Source organism: Gordonia sp. CPCC 206044, from assembly GCF_048537895.1.
Taxonomy (GTDB): Bacteria; Actinomycetota; Actinomycetes; order Mycobacteriales; family Mycobacteriaceae; genus Gordonia.
Genome location: NZ_JBCLVL010000004.1, coordinates 319,606 through 340,285 on the forward strand (window position 1 = coordinate 319,606; position 20,680 = coordinate 340,285).

The 20,680-nt window shown below is 67.8% G+C and carries 12 protein-coding genes; 4 read left to right on the forward strand and 8 right to left on the reverse strand.

Going from position 1 to position 20,680, the window contains the following annotated elements:
• Nucleotides 1-7 precede the first annotated feature (7 nt).
• From AAFP35_RS08140 to AAFP35_RS08155, 4 genes are all read left to right on the forward strand, one after another.
• On the forward strand, nucleotides 8-1,126 hold the full coding sequence (locus AAFP35_RS08140) for a phosphotransferase family protein (protein WP_419221051.1): 1,119 nt from the start codon (nucleotides 8-10) through the stop codon (nucleotides 1,124-1,126).
• Entirely contained in the window at nucleotides 1,123-2,241 is a 1,119-nt protein-coding gene (locus AAFP35_RS08145) for a hypothetical protein (RefSeq protein ID WP_419221052.1), read from the forward strand. Before AAFP35_RS08140 ends, AAFP35_RS08145 begins: the two co-directional genes overlap by 4 nt.
• A gap of 21 nt (nucleotides 2,242-2,262) precedes the next feature.
• Nucleotides 2,263-3,807 carry a phospholipase C gene (locus AAFP35_RS08150; RefSeq protein ID WP_419221053.1) on the forward strand — a complete coding sequence of 515 codons (1,545 nt, stop codon included), beginning with the start codon at nucleotides 2,263-2,265 and terminating at the stop codon, nucleotides 3,805-3,807.
• 78 nt (nucleotides 3,808-3,885) lie between these two features.
• Entirely contained in the window at nucleotides 3,886-4,842 is a 957-nt protein-coding gene (locus tag AAFP35_RS08155; protein ID WP_419221054.1) for an ABC transporter substrate-binding protein, read from the forward strand.
• 78 nt (nucleotides 4,843-4,920) lie between these two features.
• Here the strand turns inward: AAFP35_RS08155 and AAFP35_RS08160 are convergent, their stop codons facing one another.
• The 8 genes from AAFP35_RS08160 to AAFP35_RS08195 are packed head-to-tail and all read right to left on the reverse strand — an operon-like array spanning nucleotide 4,921 to nucleotide 20,651.
• Nucleotides 4,921-12,366 (reverse strand): amino acid adenylation domain-containing protein, encoded by a 7,446-nt coding sequence (locus tag AAFP35_RS08160; RefSeq protein ID WP_419221055.1) that lies wholly within the window; start codon nucleotides 12,364-12,366, stop codon nucleotides 4,921-4,923.
• Nucleotides 12,367-13,185, reverse strand: a complete 819-nt coding sequence (locus AAFP35_RS08165) for an ABC transporter ATP-binding protein (RefSeq protein ID WP_419221056.1) — start codon at nucleotides 13,183-13,185, stop codon at nucleotides 12,367-12,369.
• On the reverse strand, nucleotides 13,182-14,243 hold the full coding sequence (locus AAFP35_RS08170; protein ID WP_419221057.1) for a FecCD family ABC transporter permease: 1,062 nt from the start codon (nucleotides 14,241-14,243) through the stop codon (nucleotides 13,182-13,184). Before AAFP35_RS08170 ends, AAFP35_RS08165 begins: the two co-directional genes overlap by 4 nt.
• Entirely contained in the window at nucleotides 14,240-15,220 is a 981-nt protein-coding gene (locus AAFP35_RS08175) for a FecCD family ABC transporter permease (protein WP_419221165.1), read from the reverse strand. The genes AAFP35_RS08170 and AAFP35_RS08175 overlap by 4 nt, the downstream gene beginning before the upstream one ends.
• A 53-nt stretch (nucleotides 15,221-15,273) precedes the next feature.
• Nucleotides 15,274-16,122, reverse strand: a complete 849-nt coding sequence (locus AAFP35_RS08180; protein ID WP_419221058.1) for a siderophore-interacting protein — start codon at nucleotides 16,120-16,122, stop codon at nucleotides 15,274-15,276.
• On the reverse strand, nucleotides 16,119-17,876 hold the full coding sequence (locus tag AAFP35_RS08185; RefSeq protein WP_419221059.1) for an ABC transporter ATP-binding protein: 1,758 nt from the start codon (nucleotides 17,874-17,876) through the stop codon (nucleotides 16,119-16,121). The genes AAFP35_RS08180 and AAFP35_RS08185 overlap by 4 nt, the downstream gene beginning before the upstream one ends.
• Before the next feature lie 11 nt (nucleotides 17,877-17,887).
• Nucleotides 17,888-19,618 (reverse strand): ABC transporter ATP-binding protein, encoded by a 1,731-nt coding sequence (locus AAFP35_RS08190; RefSeq protein ID WP_419221060.1) that lies wholly within the window; start codon nucleotides 19,616-19,618, stop codon nucleotides 17,888-17,890.
• 7 nt (nucleotides 19,619-19,625) lie between these two features.
• Nucleotides 19,626-20,651 carry an ABC transporter substrate-binding protein gene (locus AAFP35_RS08195; RefSeq protein WP_419221061.1) on the reverse strand — a complete coding sequence of 342 codons (1,026 nt, stop codon included), beginning with the start codon at nucleotides 20,649-20,651 and terminating at the stop codon, nucleotides 19,626-19,628.
• Between the last annotated feature and the right edge of the window lie 29 nt (nucleotides 20,652-20,680).

Here is a 20,680-nt window from a genome sequence, read left to right on the forward strand (position 1 = left end):
AGTACCGATGCCGGAAAGCAATTCATCCGACCCGAACGAGGTCGCCCGTCCCAGTTCGTCGCGACGCGACCCGGATCTGCTGCGGGCACGCCTGGCCGACTGGCTACCGACCGTCCTCGACTCGCCGCCCACCATCAACCGCCTCGAGATCCCGTCCGCAAACGGGATGTCGAGCGAGACGATCGTGTTGGACGTGGAGTGGGAGGGGCGCAACCACCCGCTGGTGGCACGCCTCGCACCGTTGACCGACAGCGATCCGGTGTTCGCGCGGTACGACCTGGATCGGCAGTTCCGGATCATCGGACACATCGCCGACACCACCGACGTCGCGGTACCCCGGCTGTTCTGGTCCGAGCCCGATTCCACCCCGCTGGGAGCGCCGTTCTTCGTCATGGCACGTGTCGACGGTGAGGTGCCGCCGGATGTCATGCCCTACACGTTCGGGTCCTGGGTCAGCGAGGCGACCGCCGAACAGCGCTCACGGCTGACCGAGACCACCGTCGAGACCCTGGCGAGGATCCACGCGGCACCGGTACCGAAGGAATCCCTCGATCTCCCCGGCCCGGGCGAGACGCCACTGCGCGCCCATATCCGGCGCACCCGCGAGTTCTATGACTGGGCCGCGAGCGGTCGCGCCGGTTCGCCGCTGATCGAACGCGGATTCGCCTGGGTGGACGAGCATTTCCCGCACGAGACCGACGCGGTGCTGACCTGGGGTGACGCTCGCATCGGCAATGTCATCTACCGCGATTTCACACCGGCCGCCGTACTCGACTGGGAGATGGCCGCGTACGGCCCGCGCGAGTTGGATGTGGCGTGGCTGATCTTCTTGCACAGATTCTTCCAAGATCTCGCGGAACTGGCCGGTATGCCGGGACTACCCGATTTCCTGCGCCGCGACGACGTGGCGCAGATCTATCACCGTCTCTCCGGCCACGAACCCCGCGACCTGGACTTCTACACGACGTACGCCGCGCTGATCCACGCCGTCGTGATGTACCGAATCCAGTCCCGCGCCATCCATTTCGGGCAGGCGAGCGAACCCGAGGACACCGACGACATGATCATGCACCGCGCAACTCTGGAGGCGATGATGAACGGAACCTATTGGCAGGCGATCCGATGACCCTGTCCCCCATGGACGATTACCCGATCCACCAGGCCGCGGAGGTGATCCGGCACGTCGCGACGTCCGATCGAAACTTCTACGACCGCTACTACTTCAACTGCCATGGTCAGGATGCCGAATCACCCTGGCTCATCATCGGACTCGGCGTGTACCCGAATCTCGGGGTCACCGACTGTTTCGCCGTCGCGCGTCACGGCGACGAACACATCGTGGTGCGTGCCTCGCGTGCCCTCGGGGACGACCGAAGCGACCTGCGGGTGGGCCCGTTCACGATCGAGGTGCTCGAGGGACTGCATCGGCTACGGGTGGCCCTCGACGACGGACACGGCGACCTCTCCTTCGATCTCACGTTCACCTCCTCGGGTCCGGCGGTGCTCGAGCCGCGCCACTTCCAGCGCCAGATCGAGCGCGTCGTCTTCGACACCCAACGATTCGTGCAGACCGGGACGTGGGCGGGCACCCTGTCGGTGGACGGCAAACGATTCGACGTCGCGCCGGACGGGTGGGGCGGCAACCGCGACCGCTCGTGGGGCGTCCGTCCCGTGGGTGAACCCGAACCGCAGGGACGCAGAGCGGCCGCCGACCTCTCGGGGACCTTCTTCTGGATCTACTCGGTCATGGAGTTCGACGACTTCTCCATCGTCGTGGTCGTGCAGGAGACGGAGACCGGCGAACGCGTGATGGACGACGCGCGACGGGTGTGGCGCGATCCGGACCGCGACTCCGAATGGTTGGGTCACGTCGTCCACGACCTGACCTTCATCCCCGGAACACGTGAGATCGCCGAGGCCACACTGCGTTTCACCAGACCAACCGGGGAGGTCACGACGGTGACCTGTCGACCCGAGCTCGCCAACTACCTCGCGTTCGGCACCGGCTACGGGCTCGAGCCCGATTGGCGGCACGGGATGTGGCAGGGCGATCTCAAGGTCGAGGACCTCCACCTCAAGGTCTCCGAGCTCGATCCCACGATGAAGATGTTCTGCGTGACAGACCATTTCGCCCGTTTTGTCGTATCCGATGACGAGTCAACTGGTCACGGTCTGTTCGAATTCGCGGCGATCGGACCACACGAACAGTACGGGTTCCGGGAGTACACTGACCCCGCCTGAATCCTTCACACCGGGAGTCCCATGTCCTCCAACCCGTTTGCCGGTTTGTCACGTCGTGAGTTCCTGTCGCGGGTCGCCGCGGTCGGCGGCGGAGCATTGTTGACATCGTGGGCCGCGCCCATCATCGACAAGGCCTACGCGTCCGCCGACCCGGCCGGCACCGGATCGCTCGACGACATCGAGCACATCGTCCTGTTCATGCAGGAGAACAGGTCCTTCGATCACTACTTCGGAACATATTCCGGCGTACGTGGATTCGGCGAACAGTCCGCTGCGTGGAAACAACGCGGTTGGGCCCCCGGAGTCGGCCCGACGCGGCGGGGCCACACTCTGCCGTTTCGGCTGGACACCCGCCATGACGCGAACCTCGACGGCCAGTGCATCAACGACCCGGACCACTCCTGGTCCGGTATGCACCGTGCCTGGCACAACGGGCGCAACGACGGCTGGCTGCCGATGTCGATCGAGGCCGTCGGCCGCGACAACGCGCCCGCCCTGATGGGCTACTACGAGCGCGAGGACATCCCCGTCCACCGGTCGTTGGCCGAGGCCTTCACCATCTGCGACAACTACCACTGCTCGGTCCTCGGACCGACCGACCCCAATCGCCTCTACTGGATGAGCGGCACACTCGACCCGGACGGCACACATGGCGGGCCGCTGCTCGAGACACCAACGCTCATACCGAAATTCGCCTACAGCTGGCGCACGATGCCGGAGAATCTGCGTGACGCGGGCGTGAGTTGGAAGATCTACAACAATCGCGACCTCGGCCCGGTGTCGTCGGTACTCCTCGACGGCATGATGGGTTGTTTCACACAGGCGCGCAACCCGGCGTCCGAATTGGCCCGGCGCGGCATCGACCCGCGCTATCCGGAAGACTTCCGATCCGACGTGGCCGCCGACCGACTTCCCAAGGTCTCCTGGGTGGTTCCGCCCGCCATGGAGTGTGAGCACCCCGCACTCCCCGCGGCGCTCGGTGCGGTGGGCATCGTGACGCTCCTCGACATCCTGACCTCGAATCCCGCGGTCTGGGAGAAGACCGCACTGATCATCAGTTACGACGAGAACGGCGGATTCTTCGACCACGTCACGCCGCCCACCCCACCACCGGGCACCAAGGGCGAGTACGTCAGCGTCCCCGATCTCGGCAAGGTGGCGTCGGCCAAGGGCATCCGCGGCCCCATCGGTCTCGGCTACCGGGTTCCCTGTTTCGTCATCTCGCCGTACAGCCGCGGCGGCCTGGTGGCCTCGGGGACATTCGACCACACGTCGCAACTCCGGCTCATCGAGAAGAGATTCGGGGTCGACGTCCCGAATCTGACACCCTGGCGACGCCGTGTCGTCGGAGACATGACGTCGACGTTCGACTTCGCACACCGGCCCGACACCGCGCGGCCGCATTTCGGCGATCCGGTGCCGGATGCACGCAATGCCGTCATCGCGTGCGGGCCCAACATCGCCGCAGGCACTCTTGATCGCGGCAGGCCCTACCCGGTCCCGCCGAACCGGATGCCCCGTCAGCAGCCCGGGACTCGGCGCGCACCGAGCGGCGTCGTCGGATAGGTCCAAATTAGCCTATAGTCAAACTTCCATTCAGGTCATAAGCTGACCCGATGGTGTGACTTGGTTGAAAGGACCGACATGACGCGATTCCGTCTGCTCGCCGCGCTGTTCACCACCCTGCTGGTGTTGGCCGGATGCGGTGAGAGCTCCGACGATCGATCCGACAGCTCCACATCCGACGAGACGGGCGCACACACCGTCGACACCACATTCGGCCCGGTGCACACGGATGCGGCTCCCGAGCGCGTCGTCGTCCTGCTCCCCGCCTACGCCGACACGGTGACGGCACTCGATGCTGACGACACCATCGTCGGGATCGCGAACTTCCTTCCCAAGGGTGCGCGGGCGACAGGGCCCTGGCAGAAGACGCCGTTCGCCCCGTCCGTGGTCGAGCTGGGTGATCAGTTCGACCCGATCAATCCCGAGTCCATTGCCGCACTGCAACCGGACCTCATCCTGGCCGGTGCGCTGCAGGCCAAAGACCAGGCGACCTACGACACGTTGAGTGCGATCGCGCCGACCTACGTATCCCAGGGCAAGACGCATGACGCCGACGACTGGCAGGCGACGACACGCGCCATCGGAGCCCTCATGTGGCGTGACCAGAAAGCCGACGCGGTGATCGCCGACGTCGAGAAGAAGCTCGCGGACACCCGGGCGGCCCACCCCGAGATCGAGGGCAAGAGCTTCCTGCAGGTGAGCTTCTATCAGGGGTCCTACCTCGTGGCCAGTAGCGCCCGAAGCCAGGAATCGTTCATGGAGGCGATCGGGCTCACCATGGCCGACGTTGCCACGCAGAACAATTCGCTGTCCGTCGAACAGACCGCGAAACTCGATGCGGCCGATCTCCTGATCGTGCAGGCCGAGCGCAAGAAGTCGCTCGAGGAGCAACCGAACTGGTCGTCGGTCCGTGCGGTGCGCGATGGCTCGGTGACCGCGTTCTCCTTGGTCGAGGCCAAGGCGTTCCGATCGCCGAGTGCCGCCAGCATCCCCTATCTGCTCGACGCGCTCACACCCCAGCTGGCTTCTCTCTGACGGCCGTAACGAACGCGGACCTTCCAGGCGAACCGGAGTGTGGCTACACCCGGTTTCGCCTGGAAGGTCCGCGTTTGTCTACCGAGCGATCGCGGCGGCCCACTGCGAGCACAGCCGAGTGGCGGTCGCGTCGTCGTCCGCGACGACGGTGAGCTCGAAACCATCCGTATCGGCGCACTGCCGGAATCGGGCCACTACCGGGTAGTCCGCCTCGACGCCCTCCCGACGGTGCGCTCGCGGGATCTCCCCGAACGCCTCGGTGACCAGCGCGGTGCCGTGACCCATGCGTTTGAGGGCTTTGCGCACAGTGCGATTTCCATAGCGCAGCAACGCGATCCATTCCCCCGATCCCCATGTGCCGGACGGCACGGTCGGTGTGGTGAACGCGCCGATCGCCCCGTCGGCGGAGCCGTCGAGCAGACCCCTCAGGTCGGTGTCGGTGTCTGCGGAGTCCGCCTGCACCACACCGGCGAACCCGGCCCGCACCGCGGCACGGTCGGCGCCCGAGACGATCGTCGATGCATACGCCGACCCGATGCAGTCGGTTGACGGCCCGGGCCGCAGTGCGATCAGTTCTCCAGCAGCAGCCTCGATGGCCGCCGACCGTCCGTCGTCGGCCCGCGCCACCTCGTCGAGCGCGGCCGTCGCGGCGCTGAACGCCATGTCGGCGCTCGTGGGCGCTCCCCCGCAGATCTCGGCCGCCAAGGCGTGCAGGGAACGCCGGTCCAGGGCCATCTGATGCGCCGCCAGCACCACGACATGCCCGTCGGGGGTCGCCACCACACCGACGGCCAACGGCCGTCCCTCGGTGATCTGCACGCGCTCGGCGAGCCGGTCGGCCGCCTCCGCCAGGGATGTGTCGTCGATCGCTGCCATCGAGATGTCGACGATCTGATCGGTGATCCGGTCCGTGTCCGGCGGCAGGATCTCGCTGACCCAGACGAGTTTGTTCTTCGGCACCACACGAAGGCGCAGCGCCTCGTGCCGACGGCTCGCCTCCAGCACCGCCGATCGCATCGTGGTCAGGTCACCGTCGCCGACGACTCGCACCATCTCGGTGATGACGTCACCGTCGATCGGACGACCCGACTGCCGTAGACGCTGTTGAATCGTGCTGGGTGGCACCGCTATCGGCTCCGACGGGGGCTCCGGTTGCGCCGACGGCACGCCCGCGTCGACGGTCGCCGCCAGTGCCGCGACCGTGCGGTTCTCGAGCATCTGCCGCGAGGTCAACGCGAGCCCGTCGCGCACCGCCGCCGCCACCACCCGCAGTGATGCGATGCTGTCGCCGCCGAGTTCGAAGAAGTCGTCGTCGACACCCACCGATCCCGGATCGTCCGCCCGTCCGAGGACATCGGCGAAGATCGCACGCAACCGCTCCTCGGCTGCGGTCGTCGGTTCCCGATGTGCCGCATCCGTATCCGGCGTCGGAGCGGGCAGTGCCCGCCGGTCGATCTTGCCGTTCGGGTTGAGTGGCAGGTCGTCGAGGACGATGACGGTGGCCGGGATCATGGTGTCCGGCAGCCGGCCGATGAGAGCCGAACGCAGTTGTGTCCCGTCGACCGCCGTGTCGACGCCCGCCCGGACGGTGACGTACGCGGTGAGCATCACCGCGCCGGTCGTCTCCGAGATCCTCGGCACCACGACGGCCGTGTCGACGGTCTCGAGCGATTCGATCATCGCCGCGATCTCGCCCGGCTCGATTCGCACTCCGCGAACCGTGATCTGGTCGTCGGCGCGCCCGGCGAGGTGCAGAGTCCCGTCACGATCCCACCGGGCCAGATCGCCGGTGCGATACAGACGCCCACCCGCGCTCGCTCCGAAGGGATCGGCGACGAACCTGGTCGCCGTCTCCATCGGCCGTCGATGATAGCCGTCGGCGAGATGTGGTCCGCCTGCGTAGAGTTCGCCGATCACCCCGGGTCGGGTCGGGCGCAGCCATTGGTCGAGAACGTACACGCGGGCGCCACGCAACGGGCGACCGATCGGCACCGCGGTCTCGTCGGTGTCGGTCGCGCGGACCTCGTGGCCGGTCACGTCTCCGGACACCTCGGTGCATCCGTACAGATTGACGACCGTGGCCCGGGGCGCCGCGCTGGCCACACGCCGTGCCACGGCTGCGGTGAGCGACTCTCCTGAACACACCCAGCGGCCGATCGGCGCCGACGACACCGTGGCATCGTCGGCGAGCAGGCGTGCGATGGTCGGCACGGTGACCAGATCGGTGACGCGGTGCTCGCCGACGAGCGCCGCGAGTCGGGACGGGTCACCTGCCGCGTCGTCGTCGGCCATCACGACCGTGCCGCCGGCGCAGAGCACGCCGAACAGCTCGGTCGCGGCATCCACGAAGCCCACCGCCGACTTGGCCAGGCCCACCGTATGGGGACCGACGCCGAAGTCTTTCTCCGCCAGCATGATCCGATGCGACAACGCGGCGTGCGAAAGCAACACACCCTTGGGAGTCCCGGTCGATCCGGACGTGTAGAGCAGCATGGCACCCGATTCCGGACGTACCGGGGCACCCGAGGCCACGGCCCCGGCCGAACCGATGTCGTCGGCGCGGATCACCACTTCGGCGGTCGACGGCACCGCGTCGCCGGTACTCGAGTCGACCACCACGGCACACGCTCCCGAGTCGGCGAGGATGAACGAGATCCGCTCCGCCGGGTAGCCGGCATCCACCGGGACACACACGGCCCCGGCCCGAAAGACCGCCGCGAGGGCGACCGGCAGTTGCACACCGCGTCCGGTCAGGACAGCGACGTGGTCTCCGGGACGCACGCCTGCGGCGCCGAGCCGTCCGGCGAGCACCCCGACCCGACGATCCAACTCGGCGTGGTCGACGACGTCGGCACCCGCTCGGATCGCGGCCCGTCCGGCGTGTTCGGCCGTTGCGCGCCGCAGCAGCGCGTCCACCGTCGCGCGCGGCAGATCCGACGCCCGACCGTGTGCCCACCGATGCAGGATCTGTTGCCGCCGGGCATCGTCGATCGTGTCGAGGTCCGACAGCCGTCGGTCGGTGTCCGACGCGAGCGCCGCCAGGATGATCTGCAAGTCAGCGGCGAACGTCTCGACGGTGGTTCGATCGAACAGTCCTGCCGAATGATCGAGGCGCACGTCGATCTCGCCCGACGCCTCGTGTTCGGTGGCATCGACGGTCAGATCGAATTTCGCCGTGCCCGGATCGATCGGCGTGACGTCCGTCGGCAGCCCGGCGAACCCGGGGATCGACCAGGCGGCGCGGAACTGCACCATCACCCCGAACAACGGGTGGCGTCCCATCACGCGTGGTGGCGACACCGCATCCACGACCGATTCGAACGGCACATCCGACCACGCCATCGCCTCGAGATCGGTGTCACGGACCCGGGATACGAGTTCGCCGAGCGACGGATTCCCGCCGAGGTCGGTGCGCAACACCACCATGTTGACGAAGAACCCGACCAGGTCGTGCACGGATACGTCGTCCCGGCCGGCCACCGGGCTGCCGACGACGATGTCATCTCCGGCGCCCTGTTTGGCCAGCGTCACGGCCACCGCGGTGTGCAGCAGCATGAACATCGACACCCGTCTGCGACGGGCGAGTTCCCGCAGCCCATCCGCGACCACGGGGTCCAGGCGGAACGCCACCCGTCCGCCTGCATAGTCGGCGGTCGTCGGTCGCGGATGGTCGTATGGCAGTGCGAGTTCCGCCGGCGCCCCGGCCAACCGGCGACGCCAGTGGTCGATGCCGTCGCGCATCCGCGGGTGCGTGCGCAGCGATCGTTGCCACGCCGCGTGATCACGGTAGGTCACCGGCAGCGGGTCGAACAACGGTGTGTCACCGCCGATTCGGGCGACGTAGGCCGCCGACAGATCCGAGACCAACAGCGGTGACGACCACTCGTCTCCGGCGATGTGGTGCACCAGCAGCAGTACCGCACATGGACCGTCGTCATCCTCGGCGACCGTGAACACCTTGATCGGGATCTCCCCGGCGAGGTCGAACTCGTGCGTGGCACAGTCCGCCAACGCGGCTTCGGTCTCGCCCCTCGCGACCCGGATGCTCGTCGTGGTCGTGTCGATCTCCGACATCGCGACGACGTGCTGCGTCGCCCGGCCGCCCGTGTCCTCGGCGATGACCGTGCGGAGTGCCTCGTGACGTTCGACCACGTCGCGCACCGCCGCATCCAGTGCGCGCGCATCCGGCACGGTGGGCAGCCGCAACACGATCGGAATGTTGTACGCGCTGGTCGCCCCTTCCAGGCGGAACAGGTACCAGAGTCGCTCCTGTGCGGCCGACAACACCGCGTCGTCCGCACCTGTTCCGGCGGCCACCGGTGGCACCGAATCCCGGTCGGTCGAACCCCCGGGCCCGTCGATGCCGCGACCGTCGACGAGCGCCGCGAGGTCGGCGATGGTGGGATGGTCGAAGACGTCGCGCATCGTCAGGCGGGCGGTCCCGTTGCCCGACAACCTGTTCAGCAGTCGCGTGACGAGCAGCGAATGACCACCGAGCGCGAAGAAGTCGTCGTGTACCGACCGACCTCCGCGCCCGAGGACGGCGCGGTACGCCTCGGCGAGCATGTGTTCGGTCTCGGTCCGTGCGGCGACGACCTCGTCACCGTCGTCGGGCCAGTGCGGCTCGGGCAGCGCGGCCCTGTCGACCTTTCCGTGCGCCGACAACGGGATCGTGTCGAGGACCGTGACCGCGGCGGGCACCATGTGTGACGGCAACCGAGCGGCGGCATGGGCTCGGATCGCGGTGACGTCGAGTGCGGCGGCCCCGCTCGATGCCGGTGTGACATAAGCGATCAGCACCACGTCATCGTCGGGGCCGGTCGTCGTGGTGCCGACCACCGCCCGATCGACCCCGGGCGCATCGGCGACGACTCGCTCCACCTCGGCAGGCTCCACGCGGACACCGCGGATCTTCACCTGGTCATCGGTGCGGCCGAGCAGTCGGATACGCCCGAACCGGTCTCGGGTGGCGAGATCTCCGGTACGGAACAGACGCCCACCCGCGTGATCGGGGTCGGCGACGAATCGTTGGGCGGTCCACTCCGCATGCCCGTGGTAGCCGCGCGCGAGTTGGACACCTCCGACGTAGAGTTCGCCCACGGTGTCGATGCCGACGGGACGCAGCCAGGAGTCGAGGATCGTCACGGACGTCCCGGGCACCGCGGACCCGATGGTCACGGCCTGCCCCGACACCACCTCGCCATAGGTCGCGTCGCCGGTCACCTCGGTCGAACCGTACGAGTTGATCAGGCGCGCGCCGGGGTGGTGCCGTTCGAGGCGGTGCACGAGGTGGTCGGCGAGTCGCTCACCGCTGGAGATCCAGACGGCAGGTGAACCCGCTGCGACGGTGTCGGATTCGTCGGGCATGTCCGTGAGGAGCTCACGGATCAACGACGGGACCGCGGTCAGGTGCGGGACCGCGTGGGTCCGCATCAGTGCCCGTAGGGCCTGCGGATCTCGTGCCGCATCGTCACCGGCGATCACGATCCGGTCGCCGCGCAGCAGTGCGCCGAGGATCTCGGTGATGCCGTCGATGAATCCGATCGGGCTCTTCCACAGGGATGTCCGCGCCGCCGGTGTACCCGCGCCGATGGTGCCGCCCAGCCAATCGCGTGCGGCCCAGGCGAGCCGGTTGACCATCGCACCCTGGGTGACCATGACGCCCTTGGGGACCCCGGTCGATCCCGAGGTGTAGGCCACGCACGCGAGGTGTCCGGGATGCACCGGTCGATGGCGCTCCGTGGCGGTGAACGGTGCCGGATCCGTCGCGACGAGCCGCCGGAGCGTCCGGGCATCGTCGAGCCGGAACACGTCGAGACCTTCCCGTGGTTCGCCGAATATGCTGTCACTCACCACCATCTGCGGTTGCGCATCGTCGAGGATGTGCTCGATCCGCGCCCGCGGGTACCCCGGGTCGACGGGGACGGCGGCGGCACCGGTCAGCCCGATCGCCACGATGGCGACCACCGCCGACGGGTCGCGCGGCAGAAGCAGCGCCACCCGGTCGTCGGGACCGATGCCCTCTTCGATCAGGACCCGGGCGAGTTGACGTGCACGCGTGTGGAGTTCGCCGTAGTCGACGACCTCGTCCTCGCCGATCACGTCGGCCCCGATCACGTCGCCGACCATCGAGCCGTCGCCGTCGGCCCCGGCGAGAAGGTCGGCGAGCGTTTCCGACGACTCGGCTTGCGGCCCCTCGTCCACGGCGGTCCGGCCGCGTACGCTCGCCACCGGCGCATCCCAGCGCCTCGGTGTGGCGGCGTCGCCCAGATGGTCCACCAGCTCCGTGGCCAACCGACGCAGGTCAGCACCGTCGAAGACGGAATCATCTGCATCCAATTGGATCTCGATCTCGCCGCGCGAGGTCTTGCGGACCGTGACCGTGAGTTCTTCGACAGGTCCGCGTGACAAGGAGTGCACCGTGACGTCCACGTCCCCGAACCGCAGTCGATCGTCGAGGGCTTTCACATTCACCCAGATCCGCGGTCGGCCTTGCGCCGTCAACCGCGCGAGTTCCTCACCGCGACAACGGGCGTGTGGTCGCATGCGCTGCACACCCTCGACCACCGCAGCGGTCGCCTCGGTGACCGAGATCCACGGCGTGATCGGGATCAGCAGCGGGACGACGTTGACCACCATGGTCGGTACCGCCGCGGCAGGCGTCCCGAGCCGGTTCATCATCGGATAGCCGAGCACCACACGATCGGTGCCGAGGCGTCCGGCCACGACTGCCGCCAGCATGCCGGTGACCGCGTCGCCCCAGGAGCCCCCGGCCCGAGAACCGAGCCGGGTCAACCTATCCGCGGTGTCGGGGTCGATCAGCTCGGCATGGGAGACGACCGAGGCGACCTGCCGGCGGTTCGCGGCCGGTGCGGCGAGGCTGCTCACGGAGTCGACCTCGTCGAGGGCCTCCGTCCAGTACGCGACATCCTCGTCGTGCTGCGGCGACCCTTGGTAACTCGCCTCGTGCTCCACGACGTCGCCGACTCGCCCGAACCACGGCAACGGTGGCTGCGCATCGGTCATCGACGCCTCGTACAACTCCCCCACCCGCCGACCGAACAGTCCCAGCGCATACAGGTCGGCGACGATGTGGTGGGCGCGCACGTGCACGACGACCTCGGCCATCCCGTTGTCGAGGTCGGCGAGCCGCAGGACCGCAACGTCGAAGCAGGGGTCACACGACGGATCGATTCCGGTCCCGGTGCGCCGACGCATCCATGCGTCGGCAGCGGCACGCGCGTCGTCGGAGGCCGAGAAGTCCACCACCGCAACCTGATCGGCATCGTGCGCGCCGGGCCACTGGACGACCTCGTCGTCCACCGACCCGAAACTCGACAAGAGTTCGGGCGCTTCTCCCAGGGCACCGGTGATCGCATCCACGAGCCGCGCGAGATGCAGCGGGGCGTGACATTCCCAGCCCTGCGCGACGACGAAGGTCGACGACGAGCCGGCCAACTGCTGCCCGTACCAGACGCCTGCCTGGGCACCGGTGACGGATTCAGCGGTGAGCGCTGCGGTCATTCACGTTCCTCTCAGTCGCGGGATGACCAGGGGGGTATGCGATTCGGGGTCATCGATGATGCGGCAGCGCAGGCCGAACACGTCTTCGATGAGTCCGGCGTCGACGATGTCGGCAGGCCGTCCCTGCGCGACGATCTGTCCGGCCTTCATCGCCACCAGGTGGTCGGCGTATCGGAATGCATGGTTGAGATCGTGCAGAACCGCGACGAGGGTACGGCCCCGTTCGCGGTTCAGTTCCGCGCACAGGTCCAACAACTCGATCTGATGGGCGATGTCGAGGAAGGTCGTGGGCTCGTCCAAGAGCATCAGCGGTGTCTCCTGCGCCAGCACCATGGCCACCCAGACGCGTTGGCGTTGCCCTCCGGAGAGCTCGTCCACCAGGCGTCCCGAGAGGTCACCGACGCCGGTGGCCGCCATCGCCTCCTGCACCGCCGTCTCGTCCTCCGGCGTCCACTGCCGGAACATCGACTGTCGGGGGAAACGCCCGCGGGCCACGAGTTCGGCGACGCGTATGCCCTCCGGCGCCACCGATGTCTGCGGGAGCAGCCCGAGCCTGCGGGCCACCTCCTTCGCCGGGTAGGAGCGTATCGATCGCCCGTCGAGGACGACCGATCCGCTCGATGGCTTCAGGAGCCGTGAGAGTGCCCGCAGGAGAGTCGATTTCCCACACGCGTTGGGCCCCACGATCACCGTGAACGCCCCGTCGGGGATGTCGATGGACAGCGACTCGCTGATCACCCGCTCGTCGTAGCCGATGGTGATGTCGCGCGCCTGCAACCGGGCGACGGTCGACGCGGTGTCGGGTGTGCTGTTGTTCATGATCGTCGTGCCTCCTGCGCGAGCAGCCAAACCAGATAGACGCCGCCCACCGATGCGGTGACCACGCCGACCGGCAACTGGGTGGGCGCGAATGCGTGCTGGGCGATGTAGTCGCTACCCACCAGCAGCAGCGCGCCCATGGCGGCGGCGGGTGCCAGGGCCACACCCGCGCTCCGGGTCAGCCTGCGGGCCAACTGGGGTGCGGCCAGCGAGACGAAGGCGATCGGTCCGGCCACCGCCGTCGCCACTGCGGTCAACGCCACGCCCAGCACGATGACGAACAATCGCGTGGGTTCGACGCGAACACCGAATGCCCGCGCGGTGTCGTCACCGAGCTCCATCACCGGCCCCAGGTAGGACGCGATCACGATGAACGGCACCAGGACCGCCGTCACGATCAACGCGGGTGTGGCGTCGGCCCAGGTGATCCCGTTCAAGGTGCCGGCACCCCAGGTCGCCGCCGACATCGCGTCGTCGAGATCCGCCTTCAGGATCAGCCAGGTGTTGAGCGAGGCGAGCATCGCGCTGAGCCCGATGCCCACGATGATCAATCGGAACCCCTGGACGCCGCGCTTGAAAGCGAACGCGTACACGGCCAGTGCGGTGATCACGCCACCGGCGAGTGCGCCCGCGGCCGTGCCGTATCGGTGGTCGGACCCGATGACCAGGATCACCACCAGCGCCCCGGTGTAGGCGCCGGTGTTGAACCCGATGATGTCGGGACTGCCCAGCGCATTGCGCGTCAGCGATTGGAAGATGGCACCACTGACTCCCAGTGCGGCGCCGAGTACCAGCGCGGTGAGCACGCGCGGCATCCGCCATTCGGTGACGACCAACCGTTCGAATCGCGTGCCACCACCGAAGACCGTGTCGATCACGTGCATCGGCGAGACGTGGTAGTCACCGGTGGCCAGGGCCAGCAGTGCCACCAGCAGCGCCGCCACGACCAGCGCCGCGATCACCACCACCGAGCGCACGACGATCCGGGCCGACGGCACGCCGGACGGGCCGCGTGCCACCACCACGTGGCGTCCGAAGTCGATACTCGTCCGGGTCACAGGCCACTCGCTTTCGCCCTGCGCACCAACAAGATCAGCACCGGCGCACCGATGAAGGCGGTCACGACACCGACCTGCATCTCGCCCGGCCGGATGATGACGCGGCCGACCACGTCGGACAGCAGCACCAGGATCGCGCCGCCGATCATGCTGTACGCCACGATCCATCGTTGATCGGGACCGACGACCCATCGCGCGATGTGCGGGATCATCAGACCGACGAAGGAGATGGGACCGGCCGCGGCCGTCGCCGCTCCGCACAGAAGTGCGACGGCGACGGTACCGACAACGCGGGTGCGGCCCACATCGGCGCCCAACGATCTCGCGGTGTCGTCGCCGAGAGCGATCGCGTTCAGGGATCGGGCCGCCCACACGGCCAGCACCAACCCCACGATGATGAACGGCAGGACTGCGCCGGTGATGGACATGTCACGTCCGGCGATCGAACCGGCGCGCCAGTAACGCATCTCGTCGAATGCGTCGGGGTCGAGCAAGGTGAGCCCCAGGGTGATACCGGTGAGCAGTGCGCTCACCGCGACCCCGGCCAAGGTCAAGCGGATCGGTGACGGCGCCCCTCTTCCCATCGATCCCAGGATGTAGACCATCACCGACACCAGCGCGGCCCCGGCGAACGCGAACCAGAGGTAGGTCCAGATCCCGGTGAACCCGAAGATCCCGACCGCCACGGCCACGAAGAACGCCGAGCCCGCGTTGACCCCGAGCAGCCCCGGATCGGCGAGCGGATTGCGGGTCATGCCCTGGATCAGGGCACCGCTCACCCCGAGGGCCACTCCGACGATCAGCCCGAGAATCGTTCGTGGAACTCGTAGTTCACGAATGATGATCTCGTCGGGGGAATGATCGAAGGAGAACAGGGCATCCCAGACGGTGCCGAGCGGGATCGTCTTGGCACCCACCGCGACGCTGAGGGCACAGACCGCCACCAGCACCCCGACACCGACGACGATGCCGAGCATGCGCCGCGCATTGGACGCGGCGACCGAGTATTCCTGAGCGACCACAGACAATGTCAGTCTTCGTCGTCGCCGGGATCGTGATGGTCGAGATTGACCGTGCCACTGCGCCAGTACCCGTCGACCTTCATCCGTCCCTTGGGTACGTCGAGTTCGCGCCGGAGGTAACGACGGATCGGTTTGAGCGTGTTGGCCTCGCCCGCGATCCAGGCGAAGAACTCCCCCTCGGGGAGGTCGCAGTCGCGGATCGCCCGTTCGAGCAGTGGGCTGTCTCCGGGTGCGGCGTCGCCACGATGCAGGTAATGCACCTGCGCGTCCGGGCGCGCTGTGAGCTCCACCTCGGTGTCGGGTCCGGCGACCTCGATGAAGGCCACCACCGGCTTGCCCTCGGGGAGTTCTTCGAGCCAGCGGCCGATGGCAGGCAGCGCCGTGTCGTCGGCGGCCAGCAGGTACCAGTCGTAACCGGTGGGATAGATGTGCGAACCGCGCGGCCCCAACATGCCCAGGCGGTCACCCGGTTTCGCGGTCGCCGCCCACGTGCCCGCGACACCGTGGGTGTGCAGGACGAAGTCGATCACCACCTCCGCACGTCCGCGGTCGAACCCCCGCACGGTGTAGTCGCGATAGGTCGGCCGACGACCGTCGGCAGGTGGTTCGATCCCGTTGGGCCCGATCCCCGGCATGACGATCTCGCCGGTGTCCGGTTGTGGGAAGAACAATTTGACGTGGTCGTCCGGTGCCATCGGCACGAAGTGAAAACCATCGGGTTCGGTGCAGGTGAAGGTCACCCGCTGCATCTGCGGGGTGAGCGCGTCGGTGCGCACGACCTCCACGAATCGCGGGGTCAACGCGTGCATGACCAGGTTGATGTCGGTCTCGTGAGGTTCGAGCCGGGCTGTGCTCATCTCATCTCCTTCTCATCGGGTGCGGTGGGGTCGATCGGGTCTGACTGATCGCGCCAGAACCGGGCGTAGCGTTCGCTGCGCGACATGAGTTCGTCGTGGGTGCCGACCTCCACGACCGAACCTTTGTCCAGGAACACGATCTGATCGGCGGCGCGGACGGTCTGTAGCCGGTGCGCGATGATCAGGCAGGTGCGGCCCTCCCCCAGATGCCGCAGGGCCGCGCGCACCGCCGCCTCGTTCTCCGGGTCGAGTGCCGACGTCGCCTCGTCCAGCAACACCACCGGCGCATCCTTGAGGAGAGCGCGGGCGATCGAGACACGTTGTCGCTCACCGCCGGACAGGGCGGTCCCACGATCTCCGACGGGGGTGTCCCAGCCGAGGGGCAGCCGCTGTACGACCTCGTCGAGCCGGGACAGCTCGGCGACACGGTCGAGTTCGGCGGCGTCGGCGTCGCGTCCACCCATCAGCACGTTGTCGCGGACCGTGCCGTCGAACAGATACACGTCCTGGAAGACCACCGCGATCTGGCTCATCAGGTCCACGCCACGAAGTTCCCGCACGTCGGCCCCGCCGATCCGCACGGCACCTGCATCCACATCCCAGAACCGGGCCGCCAACCGCACCAACGTCGTCTTTCCCGCGCCCGACGGCCCCACCACGGCACACACACCACCGGGCGGGATCGTCACGTCCACGTCGGCCAACACCGGCGCGCAAGGGTCGTATCCGAATGTCGCGCCGACGAACTGGACTCCCGAGTCGACCACGGGCGCCGACACCGCGGGTTCGACAAGCGGTTCGGTGTGCAGGATGTCGCCGATCTCGCGAAGGGTCTGCTCCGACGCCCAGATGACACTGCCGGTGCGCCCCAATGGGGCCAACGCGTCGACCACGAGCGCCGCGAGTACCACCACCGCGATGCCCGCTGCGATCGACAGCGCACCGGCCTCCAGACGCCACCACGCCATGCCCAGGACCGCGGCCAGCAGGATCGCGGTGCCGAGGGTGAAGGCGGTGACGCCGACAATCGCTCCACGGAAGTACCGTGCCGCTGCGCGCCGCACCGTCTCGAGTGCGGCCCGTAGGTCGGTGTCGACAGCTCCGACCCGGCCGTGGGCCCGTAACACCGGTTGCTTCTGGGCGAACTCCAATACCCGCGACTCGATCTCCTGGGTGGCCGCGGTGGACTCGGTGTTGCCGTTGCGCAGCATCCGCGTCGCGAGCCGATAGAGGACCGCGACCGCCACGAGTCCACCCGCGGCGATCAACGCGGTCGGTGGGTCCACCACCGCGATCACGACCCACAGGGTGAGGGCGGTGGCCACCGCGCGGACGTTGATCGCGACGATCCCGTTGACCATCACCGCCAGCGACCGGGTCGCCTCGTTCAACAGGCGGTTCAAGGCGTCGGTGTGCGCAGTGGTGAACCATCCGAGCGGAAGCGTGAGCACGTGGTCTCCGACGCGATGATGAAGGGTCGCCACCACCTCGGTGGTGACCGCGCGCTGGGCCCGTAACGCCCAGCGCTCCAAGGCCAATGCGATCGCACCGCCGACGACGAACAGTCCCGCCCACAACCATGCCCTCGGGAACCGATCCGCGAAGAGGTCTGTCAGCAGCGGCACCAACAGGGCGAAACACGCCGCTTCGAGCACCGCGGCGACGGCGACGATCGACAGCGCAGCACCCAGCCTCCGGGTCGCCTCGGCGCCCACGACCGGCCGCAGCGCGCCGAACACACCGTGTCGGCTCATCGTCGATCCCCTCATCTGCGCGCCACCCGGTCCACGTTCCACATCTGGGCGTATCGGCCATCTGCGGCCACCAGTTCGTCGTGAGTACCGACCTCCACGATGCGTCCGTGATCGAGGACGACGATCTGGTCGGCGTCGATCACCGTCGCGAGCCGGTGCGCGATGGTCAGTACCGTACGTCCCCGCATCAGTCTGCTCAGTGCCGCGGCGACCGCGGTCTCCGACTCCGGGTCGGCCGCCGAGGTCGCCTCGTCGAGCACCACGACCGGGGTGTCGGCGAGGATCGCCCGGGCGATGGAAACCCGTTGGGCTTCACCACCGGAGAACTCTGCATCCACCCCGACGACCGACTCGTAGCCACGCGGAAGGGCAGCGATCCGATCGTGGATGCGAGCGGCTCGGGCCGCCGCCTCGACCACCGCGTCGTCGGCGTCGGGCCGTGCGAGCCGGATGTTGTCGGCGACGGACATGCGCAGCAGCATGACGTCCTGGAACACGAAAGACACGACCCGATAGAGACTTTCGGGGTCCAGGTCCCGGACGTCGCTGCCGTTCATCGTGATCGCACCGCCGGTGACGTCCCAGAACCTCGGGATCAGGCGGGCGATGGTCGACTTTCCCGACCCGGACGCGCCGACCACCGCCGTCGTGGTTCCCGGTCGCAGGGTGAGATCGATACCGGAGATCGCCAGATCGTCGGGCGTGTACCCGAAATCGACGTCGTCGAACCTCACCTGAACCGGACCCGACACCAAGGTGGTGGGTACGGCAGGCACCGGCAGCGGTGGTTCGGCGAGTAGCCGACGGATTCCGTTCAGCACGAGCGAGCTGCGTCGCCACGTCATCAACGCAGTCGGAAGCGCCCACACCCCGCGCGAGACGATCCACGACAACAGCAGAAAAGCGACCAGGTCGGTCGGCGCCATCACGTCGGCGCCGACGAGCCCGGTGCCGATCAGCACGACCAGACCGAGGACCGATATCCACGACGCGAGCACCGTGGTGAGACGACTGCGTCGTTGATGATCGTTCTCGCGGCGGATGTAGCTGTCCGCGTATGCGTCGGCCGCCGTCCGGAAACGACCGCTCTCGCGATCGGCCATCCCGTAGACCTTGGCCACCGAGATCCCCTGGCTCAGCTCCGTGGTCCGCGCGGTGAGCAGCGCGGCCGCCTCGTCGTGAGCGCGGTCGGCGTCCGACGCGACCCCCATCCGCCGCCACTCGACGACCGACGCGATCGCCACCGGCACCGTCACGACCACGGCGAGCTGCCAGGTGACGCTGAACAGGTATGCCAGCGCGGCTACCGTCACCGTGACATGACGCGCAAGGTTCGGCACGGCCTCGCCGATCAGGCCGGTCACCGTGCCGACATCGGTGTTGACGGTCTTCCGCAGCCGGGACACCGCCGGACCGCCGGTGAACCAGCCCAACGGAATCCGTGACAGGTGCGCGACGATGTCGCTGCGCAGCCCCTGCTCGATGCGCCTACTCGCCGCGAAACTCAGCGAGTACGAACAGGCGTGCACCAACGGTGTCGCGAACAGGGCGATCACGGCCACGACGACCGGCGGCCACGAGATCTCTCCAGTGTCCGCCGGCCGCCGGACGGCGGCCACGATCGCCACATACGTGCCGACCACTGCCAATGCACACACCATCTGCAAGGCCATCGCGGTCACCACCTGTGCCCGCGCGGGCCCGATGGTGCGCAGCAACGCCTCCCGGCCGTTCTCCGTCAACGACGCGTCAGCTCCCTGCCGTGGCGGGTGTCGACGCCTTGTCCAACGCCGCCGAGAGCGACTGCAGGCTCTTGATGGCGCCCGCATAGCTCTCCGACGACGCGTAGGCCACCGGGATCACCCGATTCGCCTTCACCGCAGGCAGGTTCTTCCACGCCTCCGAGTCGAGGACGTCCTGCATACGCGGATACTTCAGCGAGCCGTCGGGATTGACCTGGTACACGATGTAGTCGGCGTCGGCGAGATCCGAAAGTCGTTCGATGGACACGATTTCCGACGTCTTCTTCGGCGTGCCGCCAGGGAACGTGATGCCGATGTCGTTGGCGATGTTCGTGGTGAACGAGTCGTCGAACTCGCGCTGGAACGAATCGGCCTGCGTGGAGTTGAACACCGAGAACGCGGCGAACTTCTTTCCGGCGACGGTGCCTGCGTACTTCTCCTTGAGCTCGCCTGCGAGCTTGTCGTACTCCGCCTTCTGCTGGTCGAACTCGTCTGCGCGTCCGGCCGCGTCTGCTGCCTTCTCGCCGACCTCACGCCACTCGGTCGGGGTGGACGGGCCCAGGCTCAACGTCGGGGCGATCGCCTGCAACTGTTCGTCACTGATCCCCGACTTGTACGCCTTCTGGGGGAAACCGGAGATGATCAGATCGGGTTTGAGGGCTGCGATCTGCTCGTACGACAGTTGTGTTCCACCACCGGCATTCGTCTTGGCGGTTCCGGTCGACAGGGTCGCCACCTCCTGGTAGCGCTTGATCGCGTCCTCGTCGACGATGGTGCTTGTGTCGTAACCGGAGGTCGCCGCGATGACCGGTGCGTCGGCGATGAACAGGGACGGGATCACGCGCGACAGTGCAACGATTCGCTGCGGTTGCGCCGGGATCTCGATGTTCCCGTTCGCGGCGGCGAAGGTCCTGGTCGCCCCGTTCGTGGCCGAACTGTCGGTGCTCTCGGACTCTCCGGACGAACAGCCGGAGGCGACGAGCGCCGCCACGGCGAGCGAACTCGCCATCACCAGTCGAAGTTTTCCTCGCATGTCCTGGTTTCTCCATCTCTTTCTCGACG

What these genes read in the sequence shown, in the direction of transcription:
- AAFP35_RS08140 (WP_419221051.1), top strand. Translation starts at nt 8, where the DNA reads ATGCCGGAAAGCAATTCATCCGACCCGAACGAGGTCGCCCGTCCCAGT.
- AAFP35_RS08145 (WP_419221052.1), top strand. Translation starts at nt 1,123, where the DNA reads ATGACCCTGTCCCCCATGGACGATTACCCGATCCACCAGGCCGCGGAG.
- AAFP35_RS08150 (WP_419221053.1), top strand. Translation starts at nt 2,263, where the DNA reads ATGTCCTCCAACCCGTTTGCCGGTTTGTCACGTCGTGAGTTCCTGTCG.
- AAFP35_RS08155 (WP_419221054.1), top strand. Translation starts at nt 3,886, where the DNA reads ATGACGCGATTCCGTCTGCTCGCCGCGCTGTTCACCACCCTGCTGGTG.
- AAFP35_RS08160 (WP_419221055.1), bottom strand. Translation starts at nt 12,366, where the DNA reads ATGACCGCAGCGCTCACCGCTGAATCCGTCACCGGTGCCCAGGCAGGC.
- AAFP35_RS08165 (WP_419221056.1), bottom strand. Translation starts at nt 13,185, where the DNA reads ATGAACAACAGCACACCCGACACCGCGTCGACCGTCGCCCGGTTGCAG.
- AAFP35_RS08175 (WP_419221165.1), bottom strand. Translation starts at nt 15,220, where the DNA reads ATGCTCGGCATCGTCGTCGGTGTCGGGGTGCTGGTGGCGGTCTGTGCC.
- AAFP35_RS08180 (WP_419221058.1), bottom strand. Translation starts at nt 16,122, where the DNA reads ATGAGCACAGCCCGGCTCGAACCTCACGAGACCGACATCAACCTGGTC.
- AAFP35_RS08185 (WP_419221059.1), bottom strand. Translation starts at nt 17,876, where the DNA reads ATGAGCCGACACGGTGTGTTCGGCGCGCTGCGGCCGGTCGTGGGCGCC.
- AAFP35_RS08195 (WP_419221061.1), bottom strand. Translation starts at nt 20,651, where the DNA reads ATGCGAGGAAAACTTCGACTGGTGATGGCGAGTTCGCTCGCCGTGGCG.